This is a genomic window from Streptomyces sp. NPDC002795 (assembly GCF_042888725.1).
In the GTDB taxonomy this organism is placed as follows: Bacteria; Actinomycetota; Actinomycetes; order Streptomycetales; family Streptomycetaceae; genus Streptomyces.
In genome coordinates, this window is sequence record NZ_JBIAQB010000004.1 from 58,191 (window position 1) to 77,961 (window position 19,771).

General features: G+C 69.4%; 14 protein-coding genes. 11 read left to right on the plus strand and 3 right to left on the minus strand.

Translation table 11 applies throughout. From position 1 onward, the window contains the following. The first annotated feature begins 47 nt into the window (after positions 1-47). Complete coding sequence (gene hflX / locus ACFYWS_RS13505; RefSeq protein WP_389274294.1) at positions 48-1,556, plus strand: GTPase HflX; 1,509 nt, start codon at positions 48-50, stop codon at positions 1,554-1,556. Between the two features lie 94 nt (positions 1,557-1,650). Here hflX and ACFYWS_RS13510 read toward each other — a convergent pair whose 3' ends face one another. Continuing rightward, positions 1,651-2,874 (minus strand): trypsin-like serine peptidase, encoded by a 1,224-nt coding sequence (locus ACFYWS_RS13510; protein WP_389274297.1) that lies wholly within the window; start codon positions 2,872-2,874, stop codon positions 1,651-1,653. Positions 2,875-3,340: 466 nt separating this feature from the next. Here ACFYWS_RS13510 and ACFYWS_RS13515 point away from each other — a divergent pair, with 466 nt between their 5' ends. The 5 genes from ACFYWS_RS13515 to ACFYWS_RS13535 all read left to right on the plus strand — a co-directional run bounded on the left by ACFYWS_RS13515 (position 3,341) and on the right by ACFYWS_RS13535 (position 11,706). Further along, entirely contained in the window at positions 3,341-4,759 is a 1,419-nt protein-coding gene (locus tag ACFYWS_RS13515) for a diaminobutyrate--2-oxoglutarate transaminase family protein (protein ID WP_389275647.1), read from the plus strand. A gap of 99 nt (positions 4,760-4,858) precedes the next feature. Then, the gene (locus ACFYWS_RS13520; RefSeq protein ID WP_389274300.1) at positions 4,859-6,829 is read left to right on the plus strand and encodes an IucA/IucC family protein; all 1,971 of its coding nucleotides are present in this window, start codon (positions 4,859-4,861) and stop codon (positions 6,827-6,829) included. Between the two features lie 15 nt (positions 6,830-6,844). Continuing rightward, positions 6,845-7,690 carry a GNAT family N-acetyltransferase gene (locus ACFYWS_RS13525; RefSeq protein WP_389274303.1) on the plus strand — a complete coding sequence of 282 codons (846 nt, stop codon included), beginning with the start codon at positions 6,845-6,847 and terminating at the stop codon, positions 7,688-7,690. Positions 7,691-7,730: 40 nt separating this feature from the next. Beyond that, positions 7,731-9,689, plus strand: coding sequence for an IucA/IucC family protein (locus ACFYWS_RS13530; protein WP_389274306.1), 1,959 nt, complete (start codon positions 7,731-7,733; stop codon positions 9,687-9,689). Between the two features lie 40 nt (positions 9,690-9,729). Continuing rightward, on the plus strand, positions 9,730-11,706 hold the full coding sequence (locus ACFYWS_RS13535) for an ATP-dependent DNA helicase (protein WP_389274309.1): 1,977 nt from the start codon (positions 9,730-9,732) through the stop codon (positions 11,704-11,706). Positions 11,707-11,794: 88 nt separating this feature from the next. On the opposite strand, the gene lexA is transcribed toward ACFYWS_RS13535, so the two are convergent. After that, entirely contained in the window at positions 11,795-12,580 is a 786-nt protein-coding gene (gene lexA, locus ACFYWS_RS13540) for a transcriptional repressor LexA (RefSeq protein ID WP_389274312.1), read from the minus strand. Positions 12,581-13,107: 527 nt separating this feature from the next. Between lexA and nrdR the strand changes: the two genes are divergently transcribed. Together nrdR and ACFYWS_RS13550 are read left to right on the plus strand one after the other, a co-directional pair. After that, the gene (gene nrdR, locus ACFYWS_RS13545; protein ID WP_389275650.1) at positions 13,108-13,653 is read left to right on the plus strand and encodes a transcriptional regulator NrdR; all 546 of its coding nucleotides are present in this window, start codon (positions 13,108-13,110) and stop codon (positions 13,651-13,653) included. Between the two features lie 137 nt (positions 13,654-13,790). Then, on the plus strand, positions 13,791-16,685 hold the full coding sequence (locus ACFYWS_RS13550; RefSeq protein WP_389274315.1) for a vitamin B12-dependent ribonucleotide reductase: 2,895 nt from the start codon (positions 13,791-13,793) through the stop codon (positions 16,683-16,685). 99 nt (positions 16,686-16,784) lie between these two features. Here ACFYWS_RS13550 and ACFYWS_RS13555 read toward each other — a convergent pair whose 3' ends face one another. Next, the gene (locus ACFYWS_RS13555; RefSeq protein ID WP_389274318.1) at positions 16,785-17,324 is read right to left on the minus strand and encodes a TerD family protein; all 540 of its coding nucleotides are present in this window, start codon (positions 17,322-17,324) and stop codon (positions 16,785-16,787) included. Between the two features lie 147 nt (positions 17,325-17,471). Here ACFYWS_RS13555 and ACFYWS_RS13560 point away from each other — a divergent pair, with 147 nt between their 5' ends. From ACFYWS_RS13560 to ACFYWS_RS13570, 3 genes are all read left to right on the plus strand, one after another. After that, positions 17,472-18,077, plus strand: a complete 606-nt coding sequence (locus tag ACFYWS_RS13560; RefSeq protein WP_389274321.1) for a YdbC family protein — start codon at positions 17,472-17,474, stop codon at positions 18,075-18,077. Positions 18,078-18,187: 110 nt separating this feature from the next. Continuing rightward, positions 18,188-18,847, plus strand: a complete 660-nt coding sequence (locus tag ACFYWS_RS13565) for a histidine phosphatase family protein (RefSeq protein ID WP_389274324.1) — start codon at positions 18,188-18,190, stop codon at positions 18,845-18,847. Positions 18,848-18,859: 12 nt separating this feature from the next. Further along, positions 18,860-19,762 carry an ADP-ribosylglycohydrolase family protein gene (locus ACFYWS_RS13570; protein ID WP_389274327.1) on the plus strand — a complete coding sequence of 301 codons (903 nt, stop codon included), beginning with the start codon at positions 18,860-18,862 and terminating at the stop codon, positions 19,760-19,762. Positions 19,763-19,771: the final 9 nt, after the last annotated feature.

Genomic DNA, 19,771 nt, shown 5'->3' on the forward strand with positions numbered 1-19,771 from the left:
GTGGGACGCCCGTCACTTTTCCCGAATCCCACAGACGTAAGGACCCAATGACCTCCTCTTCTTCCCCTTCCCAGGACGCGCAGAACATGGTGCAGAACCACACCGAGAGCCTTCGGGCCGATGCCCTGATGGAAGAGGACGTCGCCTGGAGCCACGAGATCGACGGAGAGCGGGACGGCCATCAGTTCGACCGCTCCGAGCGTGCGGCTCTGCGCCGTGTCGCGGGCCTCTCCACCGAGCTCGAGGACGTCACCGAGGTCGAGTACCGACAGCTCCGCCTGGAGCGCGTGGTGCTCGTCGGCGTGTGGACGTCGGGAACGGTTCATGACGCGGAGAACTCCCTCGCGGAGCTCGCCGCCCTCGCCGAGACAGCCGGCGCGCTCGTGCTCGACGGCGTCATCCAGCGCCGCGACAAGCCGGACGCGGCGACGTACATCGGCTCGGGCAAGGCCCAGGAGCTGCGCGATGTCGTGCTGGAGACCGGAGCGGACACCGTCGTGTGCGACGGTGAGCTCAGCCCCGGCCAGCTCATCCACCTCGAGGACGTCGTCAAGGTCAAGGTGGTCGACAGGACCGCGCTGATCCTCGACATCTTCGCCCAGCACGCCAAGTCCCGAGAGGGCAAGGCGCAGGTCGCGCTCGCGCAGATGCAGTACATGCTGCCGCGGCTGCGCGGCTGGGGTCAGTCGCTGTCCCGGCAGATGGGCGGTGGTGGCTCCTCCGGTTCCGGTGGCGGCATGGCCACGCGTGGTCCCGGTGAGACCAAGATCGAGACGGACCGGCGTCGGATCCGCGAGAAGATGGCGAAGATGCGCCGTGAGATCGCGGAGATGAAGACCGGCCGCGACATCAAGCGCCAGGAGCGCCGCAGGAACAAGGTGCCTTCGGTGGCCATCGCCGGATACACCAACGCCGGCAAGTCCTCGCTCCTCAACCGCCTCACGGGCGCGGGCGTACTGGTGGAGAACTCGCTGTTCGCCACCCTGGACCCGACCGTGCGCCGGGCCGAGACGCCAAGCGGCCGGCTGTACACGCTGGCCGACACGGTCGGTTTCGTACGCCACCTGCCGCACCACCTCGTCGAGGCGTTCCGCTCGACCATGGAGGAGGTCGGTGACTCGGACCTGATCGTGCATGTGGTCGACGGTTCGCACCCGGTGCCGGAGGAGCAGCTCGCCTCCGTACGTGAGGTCATCCGCGACGTCGGCGCGACCGATGTGCCCGAGATCGTGGTGATCAATAAGGCGGACGCGGCGGACCCGCTGGTGCTGCAGCGGCTGCTGCGCGTGGAGAAGCGCTCGATCGCCGTCTCGGCCCGTACGGGCCAGGGCATCGAGGAGCTGCTCGAACTCATCGACGCCGCACTGCCGCGGCCCGCGGTCGAGATCGAGGCCCTTGTGCCGTACACGCACGGCCAGCTGGTCGCGCGGGCGCATGCCGACGGTGAGGTGATCTCAGAGGAGCACACCCCGGAGGGCACGCTCCTGAAGGCACGCGTGCACGAGGAACTCGCGGCGGAATTCGCGCCGTACGTTCCGGCGGCGGTCGCGGGCTGACGGCTCGTACCGAAGTACCGAACATGGCTGAGCCCCTCTCCGGTCGACCGGAGAGGGGCTCAGCCATGAGAGCGGCCGCCTGCGCGGCGCGTGCCTACTGCCCGGCGAACTTCCTGCTCACCGAGTCGTAGATCCCCTTGGCCTCCTTGCCGAGCCGCGGACCCGCGAGCCAGCCCGCCGTCACCGGGCCGATCGACGTGTTGGACACCAGGGCCGGCTTGCCGTCGGAGCCCTGGGCGACCCAGCCACCGCCGGACGAACCGCCCGTCATGGTGCAGCCGATGCGGTACATCGTCGGGTCCGCGTCATTCAGCGAAAGACGGCCCGGCTTGTCCGCGCACTGGTACTGCTTCTGCCCGTCGAACGGCGCCGCCGCCGGGTAGCCCTTCGCGGTCAGCTGCGAGACCTTCGGCACCGCCGGTGCGTTGAAGTTCACCGGAAGCGCCGAACCCACCGTCTCCTCAAGAGACTTGGTGGTGGCACCCTTCTCCGGTGTCACATGGATCACGGCGAAGTCGTACGAAGCGCCCGCCCCGCCGCTCGGGCCGCCCTGGGCGATCCACTGGTCGGACGTCAGCGCCGCGTCGCCCCACCACACGCCGTACGGCGCGACCTCGTTCCTGGGCGCGTTCTCCAGCTCCTGCGCGGACTTGCCACTGTCGTTGTACGAGGGCACGAACGCGATATTGCGGTACCAGCCGCCGTTCTTGCCCGCGTGCACACAGTGACCCGCCGTCCAGAGCATGTTGGACTGACCGGGGTGCGCGGGGTCGGTGACCACGGTCGCCGAGCAGACCATCGACCCCTTGGGGCCGTCGAAGAACAGCTTGCCCGCGTACGGTGCGTTCGCGTGGTACGGAGTGGACAAGCCCGCGGCCGCCACCGGCCTCGGCTCCGGGTCCGTCACACCCTGGTCGCCGGAGAGGTCGTTCTCGTCGACCTCGCCCCCGGTGGGCTTGTCGGCGTCCCGCATCCGGTTGCTGTCCCACAGCCCGTCGATGATCGGGTTGACGAAGTCCTGCGCCTCACGCAGCCACTGGTCCTTGTCCCAGTTCTTCCACTCGCCGTCCTTCCACTTGTCCGGGTCGATCCCGTGCTCTTTCAGCCGGTCCTGGATGTCGTCCGGGATCTTGAACTTGCCATCGCCCGCGGATGCCGAGGCGGTCGGCTTGTCGTTCGCGTTGTTCTCGCTCGAGCCGCACGCCGTGGCGGTCAGAACGACCACAGCACCCAGCGCGACCGCCGCCGCCACAGGGAACGTTCTGCTTCGCGCGCTTCGAGTGCGGCGCGCGGCGAACTGCGGGCGTATGGGTCGCATGTCGTGAATCCCCCTGGGCTTCGAAAGGGTTGAACTGCCGTACGTGTGCGGTGGAGTCGGGTCGAGACCTCGTCTCCGAACGGCACACCACCCTATGCCGGTGCCATCGGGGACGGCCGACGGAACAGCAACGGTTCCGTCACGGAGGGATCTTCCGGCCGGTACGGATCGTTACGGGCGGCGCGTGCGGCGCGTCTCGGGCCTGTGGTGGGGGAGCGGCGGCTGCGGTCGTCCGCCGACGTCGCGGACACCTGGCAAAGGTCTGCTCATGAGTCCCGTACGAGCCGTGTTCCGCCGCCCGCCCCGTCGTTGGTACGTACGGGGGAACCGCAGTCGGCGTTCAGCGCGCGCCGACTCGCCCCGCCGGTCGGTGAGTCGAGGGGCCTTTTCGGCCGTATATCCAGCGGGAGGACCAACAGCCGTGGCGGTGACCGATCCTGTGCCTGTGACCGAGCCTGAGACCGTGGTGGTGCCGGCCCCGTATGGCGAGGGGACACACAGAAGCCTTGTCCACGACACCGTCGCGCACGAGGGAATCCTGCGCCGTCAGTGCGCGCGGGAGTCCGCCGCGCGCACCTATGCGCGCGCACTGCCGATCGTGCCGGTACGGGCCCGCGGGCTCACCATCGAGGGTGCCGACGGCCGGCGTTATCTGGACTGTCTGTCCGGGGCCGGGACCCTCGCGCTCGGCCACAACCATCCGGTGGTGCTCGAGGCCATCCGCAAGGTGCTCGACTCGGGTGCGCCGCTGCATGTCCTCGACCTGGCCACTCCGGTCAAGGACGCGTTCACCACCGAGCTGTTCCGCACGCTGCCGCCCGGCCTGGCCGACCGGGCCCGCATCCAGTTCTGCGGTCCCGCGGGCACCGACGCCGTCGAAGCCGCTCTGAAGCTGGTCCGCACCGCCACCGGGCGCTCGGGCCTGCTCTCTTTCGCGGGCGCCTATCACGGCATGACGGCGGGGGCGCTCGAAGTGTCCGGCGGGGCGCAGGACATCCGTGTCACGCGCCTGCCGTATCCGCAGGACTATCGCTGCCCCTTCGGCATCGGGGGCCCGCGCGGCGCCGAACTCGCCGCCCGCTGGACCGAATCGCTCCTCGACGACACCAAGTCCGGGGTGCCGCAGCCGGCGGGCATGATCCTCGAACCGGTGCAGGGGGAGGGCGGCGTCATCCCCGCCCCCGACGCCTGGCTGCGCCGGATGCGAGCCGTCACCGAGCACCGCTCGATCCCGCTGGTCGTCGACGAGGTACAGACAGGTGTCGGCCGCACCGGCACCTTCTGGGCCGTGGAGCACAGCGGTGTCGTGCCCGACGTCATGGTCCTGTCCAAGGCCATTGGGGGCAGCCTGCCGCTCGCCGTGATCGTCTACCGCGACGACCTCGACGTCTGGCCTCCGGGGTCGCACGCCGGCACGTTCCGCGGCAACCAGCTCGCGATGGCCGCGGGCGCCGCCACCCTCTCGTACGTCCGCGAGAACGGCCTCGCCGAGCGTGCCGCCACTCTCGGCGCCCGCATGCTCGACCAACTTCGGTGCCTGTCCGACGAGTTCGCGTGCGTCGGCGAGGTCCGTGGGCGGGGCCTGATGATCGGCATGGAGCTCGTCGACCCGGATGGCGCCGTCCCAGCCCCCGGCGCCGCGGAACTCGCCGACGATCCCCTGCTCGCAGGAGCCGTCCCACTCCCGGCCGCGCCCCAACTCGCCGCCGCCGTGCGCGACGCCTGCCTCCACCGCGGCCTGATCGTCGAACTCGGCGGCCGCCATTCGAGCGTCGTACGCCTGCTCCCTCCCCTCACCATCACCGACGAGCAGGCCGCCGCCATCGTGGACCGGCTCGCCGACGCCCTGGCCGCCGTCGCCCGCGCTCGCCGTCACGAGTCGTAGGAGCGCCCGACGACACACCGCCACCAGAGACGGCAGTGACACTCCGGACCGGCCGGACCACCGCCTCATGGAGCCCACCACCCCACGCAAGGAAGCCAGTTGAACGCCACCCCCGCATCCGACGGCCGTTCCCGTCCCACCGCCGGCGGATCCTGTGACACGCAAGCCCCGCGCGCCCAGGAGCGCGAATCGATCCCGCGGCAGCAGGGCGGCGACCAGGAGACCGAGCGTCCCCACACCCCCACCGTCGATCTACTGGAACACCCGGACCCCGCGACTGCCGCCCAGGTGGCAGCGGTCGAGAACCTGCTGCGCTGCTGGGTCCGTGAGAACAACATCGCTCCTCCTTCCTTCGGCGCGCTCCGCATCCCGCTGCCCGCGAGCGGCACCGCCCTCCTCGTCCCGGTCCACTACTGGTCGCCCTCCGGCTGGCACCGCTTCGGCCTGCCCTGCCTGGAGAACGCCCCGCCGCACGCCCCCGGCGTGGACGCCGTCGCGCTCGCCGCCCTCCTGAGCCGGGAGTCGGCCCACAGCGAAGCCGACGGGCCTGCCGCCTCCGGTGGCCCCGCCCAGGCCGCACCCGCCCCCGGCGGCGACAGCGGTGAACTGGTCGTCCGCGTCGCCGACTCGATGCGCCGCACCACCGACTTCATCGCGAACCGCCGCCACCGCCCCGCGGACCAGGCCGATCCCTTCCTCGCCGCAGAGCAGGCGCTGCTCCTCGGGCACCCGCTGCACCCGACTCCGAAGAGCCGCGAAGGGCTCTCCGATGCCGAAGCGGGCCGCTACTCACCGGAGTTGCGTGGCTCCTTCCCCCTGCACTGGATCGCCGTAGCCCCGGACGTCCTCGCCCACGACTCGGCCTGGACCGAACAACACCTCACCCGCACCGCCGCCGATCTCACCTCTCAACTGGCAGGACCGGGGCTCCCGCTGCCCGCAGGGCACGCCGCGCTGCCCGTGCACCCATGGCAGCTGCGCGAACTGCGTGAGCGCCCCGCCACTGCCGCCCTCCTGGACGCCGGCCTGCTGCGTGACCTGGGCCCGCACGGCGAGCCATGGTTCCCCACCTCCTCCATTCGCACGCTGTACCGGCCCGGCGCCCCGGCCATGCTCAAGCTCTCCCTGGGCCTGCGCATCACCAACTCCCGCCGGGAGAACCTCCGCAAGGAACTCCACCGGGGCGTCGAGGTCCACCGGCTCCTCGGCACCGGTCTCGCCGCGCAGTGGCAGGCCGCGCACCCCGGTTTCGACGTCGTCCGCGACCCGGCCTGGCTCGCCGTCGACGGCCCGGACGGCGAACCGGTGCCGGGCCTGGACGTGATGATCCGCACCAACCCCTTCCGCTCCCACGACGACGCGGCGTGCGTCGCCGGCTTCGTCTCGCCCAGGCCGACGGCCGACCCGGCCGGCCGCACCGACCGCACCGGTCACCCGGCCATGAGCTCCCGCCTCGCCGACACCGTGACCCGGCTCGCGGCCCGCACCGGACGATCCCGCGGAGCCGTGTCCGCCGAGTGGTTCCTGCGGTATCTGGAACACGTCGTACGCCCCGTGCTCTGGCTCGACGGCGAAGCCGGCATCGCTCTGGAGGCCCACCAGCAGAACACTCTGGTGCTCCTGGACGCCGAAGGCTGGCCCGTCGGCGGACGCTCCCGGGACAACCAGGGCTACTACTTCCGCGAGTCCCGCCGCGCCGAACTCGACCGGCGCCTGCCCGGCATCGGCACGCACAGCGACACCTTCGTCGACGACGACGTCACCGACGAGCGATTCGCCTACTACCTCGCCATCAACAACGTCCTCGGCCTGATCGGAGCCTTCGGTTCCCAACGGCTCGCCGACGAAGAGCTGCTGATCGCCGCGTTCCGCCGCTTCCTCAGGGAAGCCGCCGCTGGTCCGAACAGGCAGCGCAGCACACTGCCGAGCCTGCTGCTCGACGCGCCCACCTTGCGCTGCAAGGCCAACATGCTCACCCGGCTGCACGGCCTCGACGAACTCGTCGGCCCCGTCGACACCCAGTCCGTCTACGTCACCATCGCCAACCCCTTTCATTCCCGTCGTACCTGAGAGAGGAGCGCCGCCGTGCCTCCCACCGATGCGAGCACCGACGCGGACACCACTCCCACCGCCGTCCCCCATGCCCCCGCTCCACCCGCGGAGAGCTCGGAGGAGGCGCAGGGCGCAGCGAACGCGGAGCACACGCGGACCGCGGACGGTGCGGACAGCGCCGACTTCCAGGACACCCTGGACCTGCGCCTCCCCGATGAACTGCTCGCGCTCCTCGCGGAGCGGGACGGCGGGCCCCGACTTGCCCCCGAACCCGCGGTCCCGACCGAGCACGATCTGCTGGACGACGTGGGGGAGTGGGGACCGGTCACCACTCCCTCAGGCGTGTTCCAGCTCGTCCCCGTGCGCATCGAGCGAGACCTGGCACTCATCAGCCGTTGGATGAACGACCCCGCCGTGGCCGCCTTCTGGGAACTCGCGGGAACCGACACCGTCACTGCGGACCACCTGGGTCCCCAACTCGACGGCGACGGACGCAGCGTGCCCTGCCTCGGCGTCCTCGACGGCACGCCCATGAGCTACTGGGAGATCTACCGCGCCGACCTTGACCCGCTGGCCCGCTATTACCCCGCCCGCCCGCACGACACCGGAATCCACCTCCTCATCGGTGGCGTCGCCGATCGCGGACGAGGACTCGGCACCACGTTGCTCCAAGCCGTCGCCGACCTCGTACTCGATCATCGCCCGCGCTGCGCGCGCGTCATCGCGGAACCCGACCTTCGCAACACCCCCTCCGTCTCCGCTTTCCTGGGCGCGGGATTCCGCTTCTCCGCCGAGGTGGACCTCCCCGACAAGCGGGCCGCGCTCATGGTCCGTGACCGCGCCCTGCGCAACGCACTCCAGGCCAGTCACTCTCTGTAACGAACCTCGACCCGATCCGGTTCCCGTCCGAGGAGTCCCCGTGCCGAATCCGTCCGTCGCCCCGAGTTCCGAAGAGCCGACCGAGCTGTACGACCCGCCCGAGCTCACATCCGGGAACTGGGGCAGGGCGGGCGCCCGACTGCTGGCCAAGCTGATCGGCGAATACGCCTACGAGGACATCCTGCGACCGACGGCCCTCGCCCCGGACGCCGGTGCCGGCCCCTACCCGTACGCCCTGCCCCTCCCCGCGGGCCGGCCCGGCGGGGGCGGCGCGGACGCGGCCGACGCGAGGGAGGTCGGCGGCACCTTCCATTTCCGCGCCCGCCGCGGCGCGTACGGCCGCTGGCAGGTCGACCCGGCGAGCATGGAGTGGGAACCCGGTCTGCCGGGCAAGGACGGGCCAGCCGGGCAGGTGGAACCCGAGCCGACCGGGGCAGAGGGAACAGCCTCGGCCACAGGCGGACGCGAGCCCCTCACCGACCCGCTCACCTTCCTCCTCCGCGCCAAACACGCTCTCGGCCTCGACGGCAGCACTCTCGGCCACCTCATCCGCGAACTCACCGTCACCCTCGCCGCCGACGCCCGCCTCGACCACACGGCGCTCACCGCGTCGCAGCTGGCCGACCTCGGATACGCCGAACTCGAGGGGCACCAGACCGGCCACCCCTGGCTCGTACTGAACAAGGGGCGTCTCGGGTTCTCCGCGACCGACACCTCACGCTGGGCACCGGAATCGCGCCGCCCCACCCGCCTCCCATGGCTCGCCGTGCACACCGGCCTCGCCACCTACCGAGGCGTCGCGGGCCTGGAGGACCCCGCCTCCCTCTATGACGGCGAACTCGACGGACCGACCCGGGCGTTGTTCGCGCAGGAGCTCCGGTCGCGCGGCCTGGACCCGGCGGCGTATCTCTATCTCCCGGTGCACCCCTGGCAGTGGGACGACATCGTGCTGCCGCTCTTCGCGCCGTCCATCGCCACGAACGAGATTGTTCCGCTGCCCACGGACGGTGATGTGCGCCTGCCCCAGCAGTCCATCCGTACGTTCCTGAACACGGCGCGCCCCGACCGGCACACCGTGAAGTTGCCGCTGTCCATCTTCAACACCCTCGTATGGCGCGGGCTTCCTACGGAGCGCACCTGGGCCGCGCCTGCAGTCACCACATGGGTGCACGCACTGCGTGATGCCGACCCCTTCTTGAGCGACGAATGCGGCGTCGTCCTGCTGGGCGAGGTCGCATCAGTGACCGTGGAACACCCGCTGTACGACGGGCTCGACGAAGTCCCCTATCAGTACAAGGAATTGCTGGGCGCGATCTGGCGCGAGCCCCTCTCCCGACACCTCGCCCCCGGGGAGCGCGCTCGAACACTCGCCTCCTTGTTGCACATCGACACTGAAGGTCGCGCGTTCGTTGCGGAGCTCGTCGTCCGCTCGGGCCTGGACCCGAAGACATGGCTCCGAAGGCTTTTCGCCGCCCTGCTGCCCCCACTGCTGCGCTTCCTCTACCGCTACGGAACCGTGTTCTCTCCTCACGGAGAGAACGCCATCGTCGTCTTCGACGACCAGGACGTGCCGGTGCGGCTCGCGGTCAAGGACTTCGTGGACGACGTCAACATCAGCTCGGAGCCGCTGCCCGAGCACGACTCCATGCCTGACGACGTGCGCGAGGTCCTGCTCACGGAGGACCCCGCGTTCCTGACCCAGTTCATCCATTCAGGGCTTTTCGTGGGCGTCTTCCGCTACCTGGCGCCGCTGTACGAGGAGCAACTCGGTCTCTCCGAGGACGAGTTCTGGTCCCTGGTGCGCGCCGAGATCCTGCGCCACCACGCGCGCTTCCCGGAGCTCAAGGAGCGGTACGAGATGTTCGACCTGCTCACCCCGCGGATCGAGCGCCTGTGCCTCAACCGCAACCGGCTGCACCTCGACGGCTACCGTGACCGCGCCGACCGTCCGCACGCGGCCGTGCACGGCACCGTCGCCAATCCGCTGCATCAGCCGTGATCGCCGGATTGTCAGTGGGTCCGTTTAGGGTGGTCGAGCTATGACGAAGCCCTCACTCCCCGAGCTCCTGCACGCCGCGGTCACCGCCGTCGGTGGCACTGAGCGCCCTGGCCAGGTCACCATGGCCGAGACCGTCGCCGAGGCGATCGACGACGGTTCCCATCTGCTCGTCCAGGCGGGCACCGGCACAGGTAAGTCGCTGGGCTACCTCGTACCGGCCCTGGCCCACGGGGAGCGCGTCGTCGTGGCGACCGCCACACTGGCGCTGCAGCGCCAGCTCGTGGAGCGGGACCTGCCGCGCACGGTCGAGTCGCTGCACCCCCTGCTGCGGCGCCGCCCCAATTTCGCGATGCTCAAGGGCCGGTCGAACTACCTGTGCCTGCACCGCCTCCACGAGGGCGTACCGCAGGAGGAGGAAGGGGGCCTCTTCGACCAGTTCGAGGCGGCCGCGCCCACCAGCAAGCTGGGCCAGGACCTGCTGCGCATGCGCGACTGGGCGGACGAGACGGAGACGGGGGACCGGGACGACCTCACACCCGGCGTCTCGGACAAGGCCTGGTCGCAGGTCTCCGTCTCCTCGCGTGAATGCCTGGGAGCGTCCAAGTGCGCCTACGGTCAGGAGTGCTTCGCCGAGATGTCACGCGAGCGCGCCAAGCTCGCCGACGTCATCGTGACCAACCACGCCCTGCTCGCGATCGACGCCATCGAAGGCGCGCCGGTCCTGCCGCAGCACGAGGTACTGATCGTGGACGAGGCGCACGAACTTGTCTCGCGGGTGACCGGGGTGGCGACGGGGGAGCTGACTCCAGGCCAGGTCAACCGGGCGGTGAGACGCGCGGCGAAGCTCGTCAACGAGAAGGCGGCGGACCAGCTGCAGACCGCCTCCGAAGGCTTCGAGCGGGTCATGGAGCTCGCCCTGCCCGGTCGGCTCGAGGAGGTCCCGGAGGACCTCGGCTACGCGCTCATGGCCCTGCGTGACGCGGCCCGTGCGGTGATCACCGCAATCGGCACCACGCGCGACAAGTCGGTCCAGGACGAGGACGCCGTCCGTAAGCAGGCCCTCGCCGCGGTGGAGAACATCCACGACGTGGCGGAGCGGATTGCGAACGGATCGGAGTGGGACGTCGTCTGGTACGAGCGGCACGACCGCTTCGGCGCCTCCCTGCGTGTGGCTCCCATGTCGGTGTCCGGCCTCCTGCGGGAGAAGCTCTTCACCGACCGCTCTGTCGTTCTGACCTCGGCGACACTGAAGCTCGGCGGCGACTTCAATGGGGTGGGTGCCTCCATGGGCCTCGCCCCCGAAGGCACCGAGGGGGAGGACCTGCCGGTCTGGAAGGGCGTCGACGTCGGATCGCCGTTCGAGTACCGCAAGCAGGGCATCCTCTACGTCGCGAAGCACCTGGCGAAGCCGACGCGTGACGGCACGCGCACGGACATGACGGACGAGCTGAGCGAGCTGATCCAGGCGGCCGGCGGCCGTACGCTCGGCCTTTTCTCGTCGATGCGCGCGGCTCAGGCGGCGGCCGAGGAACTGCGCACGCGGATTCCGGAGTTCCCGATCCTGCTGCAGGGCGAGGACACTCTGGGTGAGCTGATCAAAGCCTTCGCGGCAGACCCGGAGACCTGTCTGTTCGGCACCTTGTCGCTGTGGCAGGGCGTGGATGTACCAGGCCCGAACTGCCAGCTGGTCGTCATGGACAAGATCCCGTTCCCGAGGCCGGACGACCCGCTGATGAGCGCGCGCCAGAAGGCGGTCGAGGAAGCGGGTGGCAACGGCTTCATGGCCGTGGCCGCGACACACTCGGCCCTGCTGATGGCACAGGGAGCGGGCCGCCTCATCCGGGCGACGGGTGATCGCGGCGTGGTCACGGTCCTGGACCCTCGCCTCGCGACGGCGCGCTACGGCAGCTATCTGAAGGCCTCGATGCCGGACTTCTGGTTCACGACTGACCGGAACCAGGTGCGGCGTTCGCTCGCGTCGATCGACGCGACGGCGAAGAAGGCGGACGCGGAGTAGTACCCGGCGCACGCGCGGGGCCCGGCGTGGACAGCGCTGGGCCCCGGAACCGGCGCAGTTGGTTCCGGGGCCCGGTCAGGGAGGAGCGTCACACGCGCCGCAGAACGGCTACCACCTTGCCGAGGATGGTCGCCTCGTCGCCGGGGATCGGCTGGTACGCGGAGTTGTGCGGCAGGAGCCACACGTGGCCGTCCTCCCGCTTGAAGCGCTTGACGGTCGCCTCTCCGTCGAGCATCGCGGCGACGATGTCGCCGTTCTCCGCGACGGGCTGGCGGCGGACCGTGACCCAGTCCCCGTCGCAGATCGCGGCCTCGATCATCGAGTCGCCGACGACCTTCAGGACGAACAGCTCACCGTCACCGACGAGCTGCCGGGGCAGCGGGAAGACGTCCTCGACCGACTCCTCGGCGAGGATCGGGCCACCGGCGGCGATCCGGCCCACCAGGGGAACGTACGAAGCTGCGGGCTTTCCGGCGGTGTCCGTGGGCTGCGCGCTGGGCTGGTCCGAGCCACGGACCTCGTACGCGCGCGGGCGGTGCGGATCACGGCGCAGGAAGCCCTTGCGCTCCAGCGCCATCAGCTGGTGCGCGACCGACGACGTGCTGGACAGGCCTACCGCCTGGCCGATCTCCCGCATGGACGGCGGGTACCCCCGACGCTGCACCGAGTCCCGGATGACCTCGATGACGCGGCGCTGCCGATCCGTGAGTCCCGAGCTGTCAGCGCGGATCCCTGGCGGCCGACCGGGCAGTGAGCGCCCCGGCTTGGGGGCCTCCTGGCTCATGGCTGTGTCATTCATGGCATGCACCGGCTCGAGTCGGCCCTGGGCGCGGCCCTGGGCAGTGATGGTGGCACTGTCTGCGGTCGTGGTCACGTCGGTCGGCCCCTCTCGAGAATGTCTCCCTAGCTAGCCAACGGTAGTTCCTTTCGAAAGGTTGCGCCAAACACACGTTCGAGTGAAAAACCGTTGATTGCTTGTCGTGATCATGCGCCTGGGTGTAGGGCGGCCTCGAAGCGGAGCGACAATTCAGCTGAATCCGGTACGCTTCTTCGCTGGAGTCGAGGTTCGGCCCGTGGGTCCCCCAGTCTGCCACTCGCCTCTCCGTGAACCAGGCACCGCCCTCGGTTTTCCCTGTGTCGTGCCGGTGCGGATTCGGGTGCCGCGCGGCCCCGTCGCCCCTTGTGTGGCGTGTTCCGCACGCGCGACACGCACGACACGCGCTAGGGCTCAAAATGCGACCGAACCCCAGATGTAGTGGTTGGATTGGATCCGCAGCCCAGAAGTTGTGGTCCCCGGTCCATCTCGGCCGTGGTCATCGCCTATGCTTGGGGCTACTTCGAGAGGCGTGTACCAGCCTCCCGGGGCTATCTAGTCGTGCCGTGAAGGAGGGTTGGGAGTTCATGCACTGCCCCTTCTGTAGGCACCCCGACAGTCGTGTCGTCGACAGCCGCACCACCGACGACGGCACGTCGATCCGCCGGCGCCGTCAGTGTCCGGACTGCTCCCGTCGTTTCACGACGGTGGAGACCTGCTCACTGATGGTCGTGAAGCGGAGCGGGGTGACCGAACCCTTCAGCCGTACCAAGGTCATCAACGGCGTACGCAAGGCGTGTCAGGGACGTCCGGTCACCGAGGACGCCCTCGCCCAGCTCGGCCAGCGGGTCGAGGAGGCGGTGCGCGCCACCGGAAGCGCCGAACTGACCACTCACGACGTGGGCCTGGCCATACTCGGCCCGCTTCAGCAGCTGGACCTCGTCGCCTACCTGCGGTTCGCGTCCGTGTACCGGGCGTTCGGCTCGCTGGAGGACTTCGAGTCGGCCATCGCCGAACTGAGGGAACAAACGCCCGGCGCCGAAACGGACGGCGCGGGCGGAGAGCGCACACAGAGCGAGTGCGGGCCCGGAGGGACTGTAGAAGTCCCCGTGCCCGCCCACGCCGCCGACTGACGGCCACGAGCCGGGCGGCGGCGACCCCAAAGACCTGTTGCGGGCGGCAAGAGCGGCGGCCGCAACACAAGACAGACAACGTGCGCGGGAAGTTCTGTGCACTTTAGGGCGTTTTAGCCCAGTATATGGGAGGCGGCATGACAGAGACGGCGAGCGGCCCGGCACGAGGCTCCCGAGCCAAGGGAGCCAAGGCCAACAAGGGTCTGCGTGTCGAGCGCGTCCACACCACCCCCGGCGTGCACCCGTACGACGAGGTGGAATGGGCGCATCGTGACGTCGTCATGACCAACTGGCGCGACGGCTCGGTCAACTTTGAGCAGCGTGGCGTCGAGTTCCCCGAGTTCTGGTCGGTGAACGCGGTCAACATCGTCACCAGCAAGTACTTCCGGGGCGCCGTCGGCACCCCGCAGCGTGAGGTGAGCCTCAAGCAGCTCATCGACCGCATCGTGAAGACGTATCGGAAGGCCGGCGAGGACAACAACTACTTCGCTTCGCCCGCCGACGCGGAGATCTTCGAGCACGAGCTGGCGTACGCCCTCCTGCACCAGATCTTCAGCTTCAACTCGCCGGTGTGGTTCAACGTCGGCACGCCGCAGCCCCAGCAGGTCTCCGCCTGCTTCATCCTGTCCGTCGACGACTCCATGGAGTCGATCCTCGACTGGTACAAGGAAGAGGGCATGATCTTCAAGGGCGGCTCCGGCGCCGGCCTGAACCTCTCCCGCATCCGCTCCTCCAAGGAGCTGCTCTCCTCCGGCGGCAACGCCTCGGGTCCCGTGTCCTTCATGCGCGGTGCCGACGCCTCTGCAGGAACGATCAAGTCGGGTGGCGCCACGCGCCGCGCGGCGAAGATGGTCATCCTGGATGTCGACCACCCCGACATCGAGGGCTTCATCGAGACCAAGGTGAAGGAAGAGGAGAAGATTCGCGCCCTGCGCGACGCGGGCTTCGACATGGACCTGGGCGGCGACGACATCACGTCCGTCCAGTACCAGAACGCCAACAACTCGGTCCGCGTGAACGACGAGTTCATGAAGGCCGTCGAGTCCGGCTCGAAGTTCGGCCTTCGCGGCCGCATGGACGGCGAGGTCATCGAGGAGGTCGAGGCCAAGTCCCTCTTCCGCAAGATGGCCGAGGCCGCCTGGGCCTGTGCTGACCCCGGCATCCAGTACGACGACACCATCAACCACTGGCACACGTGCCCGGAGTCCGGCCGCATCAACGGCTCGAACCCGTGCAGTGAGTACATGCACCTGGACAACACGTCCTGCAACCTCGCGTCGCTGAACCTGATGAAGTTCCTGAAGGACGACGGCAAGGGCCACCAGTCCTTCGACGTCGAGCGCTTCTCGAAGGTCGTCGAGCTGGTCATCACCGCGATGGACATCTCCATCTGCTTCGCGGACTTCCCGACGCAGAAGATCGGTGAGAACACCCGCGCCTTCCGTCAGCTCGGCATCGGCTACGCGAACCTGGGTGCCCTGCTCATGGCGACCGGCCACGCCTACGACTCGGACGGCGGCCGCGCCCTCGCCGGCGCGATCAGCTCGCTGATGACGGGTACGTCCTACAAGCGCTCGGCCGAGCTCGCCGCGATCGTCGGCGCGTACGAGGGCTACGCGAAGAACGCCACGCCGCACCAGCGCGTCATGAAGCAGCACGCCGACGCCAACACGGAGGCCGTCCGCGTGGACGACCTGGACACCCCGATCTGGGCCGCCGCCACGGAGGCCTGGCAGGACGTCATCCGCCTCGGCGAGAAGAACGGTTTCCGTAACGCCCAGGCGTCCGTCATCGCCCCGACCGGCACCATCGGTCTCGCGATGTCCTGCGACACCACCGGCCTTGAGCCCGACCTCGCCCTGGTCAAGTTCAAGAAGCTGGTCGGCGGCGGCTCGATGCAGATCGTCAACGGCACCGTGCCGCAGGCCCTGCGCCGCCTGGGCTACCAGGAGGAGCAGATCGAGGCGATCGTCGCCCACATCGCCGAGCACGGCAATGTGATCGACGCTCCGAGCCTCAAGCCCGAGCACTACGAGGTGTTCGACTGCGCCATGGGCGAGCGTTCCATCTCCGCGATGGGCCACGTCCGCATGATGGCGGCCATCCAGCCGTGGATCTCCGGCGCGCTCTCCAAGACGGTCAACCTGCCGGAGACGGCGACCGTCGAGGACGTCGAGGAGGTCTACTTCGAGGCCTGGAAGCTGGGCGTCAAGGCGCTCGCCATCTACCGCGACAACTGCAAGGTCGGTCAGCCCCTCTCCGCCAAGAAGAAGGAGCAGGAGAAGACCGAGGTCACCGAGAAGACCGAGGCGACGATCCGCGAGGCCGTCGAGAAGGTCGTCGAGTACCGCCCGGTTCGCAAGCGCCTCCCGAAGGGCCGCCCCGGCATCACCACCTCCTTCACTGTGGGCGGCGCCGAGGGCTACATGACCGCCAACTCCTACCCGGACGACGGTCTCGGCGAGGTCTTCCTGAAGATGTCCAAGCAGGGCTCCACCCTCGCGGGCATGATGGACGCCTTCTCCATCGCCGTCTCGGTCGGCCTCCAGTACGGCGTGCCGTTGGAGACCTACGTCTCGAAGTTCACCAACATGCGCTTCGAGCCGGCCGGCATGACGGACGACCCGGATGTGCGGATCGCGCAGTCGATCGTCGACTACATCTTCCGCCGCCTGGCGCTCGACTTCCTGCCCTTCGAGACGCGCTCCGCGCTCGGCATCCACTCCGCCGAGGAGCGCCAGCGTCACCTGGAGACGGGTTCCTACGAGCCGAACGAGGACGAGGTCGATGTCGAGGCCCTGGCCCAGTCGGCGCCCCGCGCCCAGGAGTTGAAGGCCGTCGAGACGCCGAAGGCTGAGGACGCCACGGCCCAGTCGGTGCCCCAGCAGGCGCACACCAGCGCCGAGCTCGTCGAGATGCAGCTGGGCATCCAGGCCGACGCCCCGCTCTGCTTCTCCTGCGGCACGAAGATGCAGCGGGCCGGCTCCTGCTACATCTGCGAGGGCTGCGGCTCGACCAGCGGCTGCAGCTGATCCGGCTGAACGCCTGAACTGAGGGGCGGCGGAACCATCACGGTTCCGCCGCCCTTTGGCGTAGGCACACGGTCCGCTCCGCGGGCCCGCCGGGTGTGCCTACAGAGCGCCCATCGCCGCGGCGAACGCGTTCAGATCGCCGTTGTCGAAGCCCCGCACCGCCTCGTGGAACACCCACTCCCCGTCGGCGCCCCGGGTGAACTCCGCGATCGTGGTCGCCGAGGCGCCGGAGACCACCGCGAAGTCGTGCAGCGACAGGTCGGTGTAGCCCTCTCTTATGCGAACTGCCGTGTTCGGGACGTCAGCGAAGACCTTGGCTCGGCCGGTCTCCTGCTCTTCCTGCTGGATGGCCACTCCCACGACCACGCGCGCGTACGAGGGCGCGAGTCGCTCCAGTTCGAGCGTCATGACCTCGTCGAAACCGAAACCCTGGCCGGTTCTGCTGTCCCGGTTGAGCGTGATGGTCCCGTCGGGCGAACGGCTGTCGAAATGGACGACGTACGCGGGGCTGCCCTGCGGGTCGTCGCCCGTGTACGCCGCGGCGATCAGGTCCAGGTCGTGGGGAGGCGAGCCCATCGGGCTCGGGTCCCACTTCAGGCCGATCTCGATCTTCTCGATTCCCTTGCGGAGGCTGCTCACCGAACTCCCCCTCCTCGGTGCGATGTTGAGTACTACGGACACGCTACGTGGTCCCACTGACAACAACACGACCATCCCCTCGGAGGTGTCTCGACCGTGGGTTCGGGACCACCGCGGCAGGGGGCCGGCGCGCCGTACGATGGCGCGGTGCTGGTCAAGTGGATTCGTTGCACTGTGGTGGATCGTCGGGGTTTCGAGCGGGGACAGCGGAAATGGGCGGGGCTTCTGGGAGAGCCGGGATTCCGGGGCCAGGGCGGAGGCTGGAGCAGGCAACGGCCCGATGTGGCCCACGTGTTCGGCTTCTGGGAGAGCCGCGCCTTCTACGACTCCTTCATGGCGCGCTCCCATGACCGGCTCGCGGCCGCGCAGTCGGGGACGTACAAGAACATCCAGGTGAAGCTCTTCGACCATCGCTTTGATGTGAAGACCGGGTTCGAGCCGCGGTTCACGGACGCGGACGTGGTGCGAGTGGCGCACTGCACGGTGCACGCCGAGCGGGCCGAGCACTACACGTTGATGCAGCAGAAGGTGTGGAACCCGGCGATGGCCGGCTCACCCGGGATGGTCCGGGGACTGTTCGGCGACGCCCCAGGAGACGAGTTTCTGGTCCTTTCCATGTGGCGCTCGGCGGCCGAGCACGGCAAGTACCAGGCCGACCGGGTGGAGCGGCTTTCGGTGCGTGCCCAGACGGACGTCGACATCGCGGCCATCACGGGGGACATCGTGGACCTGGAGTCGACCTGGACGGTCTGAACGCGAGACCACGCGCGCGTGCATGCCGGTCGACCGCTGTGATCCACGGCATCTCCACAGCACAGCCCGCACGGGTGCTCGAACCCGCCCGGCGATCTAGGGTCGTGTGCATGGCACGACCGCGGCGCATCGTTCTTGTCCGGCACGGCGAATCCGAAGGCAACGCCGACGACACCATCTACGAGCGCGAGCCCGATCACGCCCTGACGCTCACCGACAAGGGATGGCGCCAGGCCGAGACCAGCGGCGAGGACCTCCGGCGGCTCTTCGGGCGCGAGCGGGTGAGCGTGTACGTCTCGCCGTACCGGCGTACCCACGAGACCTTCCGGGCGTTCCGGCTCGACCCCGATCTCGTACGCGTCCGAGAAGAGCCCCGGCTCAGGGAGCAGGACTGGGGGAACTGGCAGGACCGCGAGGACGTACGGCTGCAGAAGGCGTATCGCGACGCCTATGGGCACTTCTTCTACCGGTTCGCTCAGGGAGAGTCGGGGGCGGACGTGTATGACCGGGTGGGCGCGTTCCTGGAGAGTCTGCACCGCAGCTTCGAGGCCCCGGACCATCCGCCGAACGTCCTGCTCGTGACGCACGGGCTGACCATGCGGCTGTTCTGCATGCGCTGGTTCCACTGGTCCGTCGCGGATTTCGAGTCGCTGTCGAACCCCGGGAACGCGGAGATGCGCTTGCTCGTTCTCGGGGAGAACGGCAAATACACCCTGGACCGCCCGTTCGACCGCTGGCGCGAACCGGAATCGTACGGAGTCACCGGATAGAGTGGCAGAGCGATGACCGCTGACTCCTCACCCGACGGGCGCTTGAACCGCGCCCTGTCCAGCCTGCGCGGACTCTCCGTGGGAGACGCGCTGGGATCACAATTCTTCGTTCCCGCGAACTATCCGCTGCTCAAGGCCCGCGCCCTGCCGGACGGCACATGGCAGTGGACCGACGACACCGAGATGGCCGCCTCGGTGGTGTCCGTCCTGGCCGCTCACGAGCGCGTCGACCAGGATGAGCTGGCGCGATCGTTCGCGGAGCGCCAGGACGTCGACCGCGGGTACGGCCCTGCCGTGAACCGGCTGCTGCAGCAGGTCCGCGCGGGTGATGACTGGCGGACCCTGGCCTCCGCGCTGTTCAACGGGCGGGGGTCGTGGGGGAACGGCGCGGCGATGCGGATCGCGCCGCTCGGCGCCTATTACGCCGACGACCCCGAGCAGGCCACGCATCAGGCCGAGATCTCCGCCTACCCGACGCACCAGCACAGGGAGGCCGTCGTGGGCTCGATGGCAGTGGCGGCCGCGGCCGCTCTGGTGGCGGATGCCGAGGGACCTCCCACGCCGCAGGACCTGCTGGACGGCGTGATCTCGCTCGTGCCGCGCAGCGCGGTGGGCGCCGGGCTGCGCCGCGCCAAGGACATGCTCGACTACGGGGACGCGTCCACGGTGGCGGCGGTCCTCGGCTGTGGCCGGAGGACGACCGCGCACGACACCGTGCCGTTCGCCATCTGGTCGGCGGCGCGTGGTCTCGGTGACTTCGAGGGAGCCTTCTGGAGCACGGCCCAGGTCGGTGGCGACATGGACACGACCTGCGCGATCGTGGGCGGCATCGTCGCCTCTGACGCGGACGGGGCGCCCTCGGCCGAGTGGCTCGGGCGGACCGAGGCACTGCCGGCCTGGGCGCCGACCGCGTAGAGCACAGCA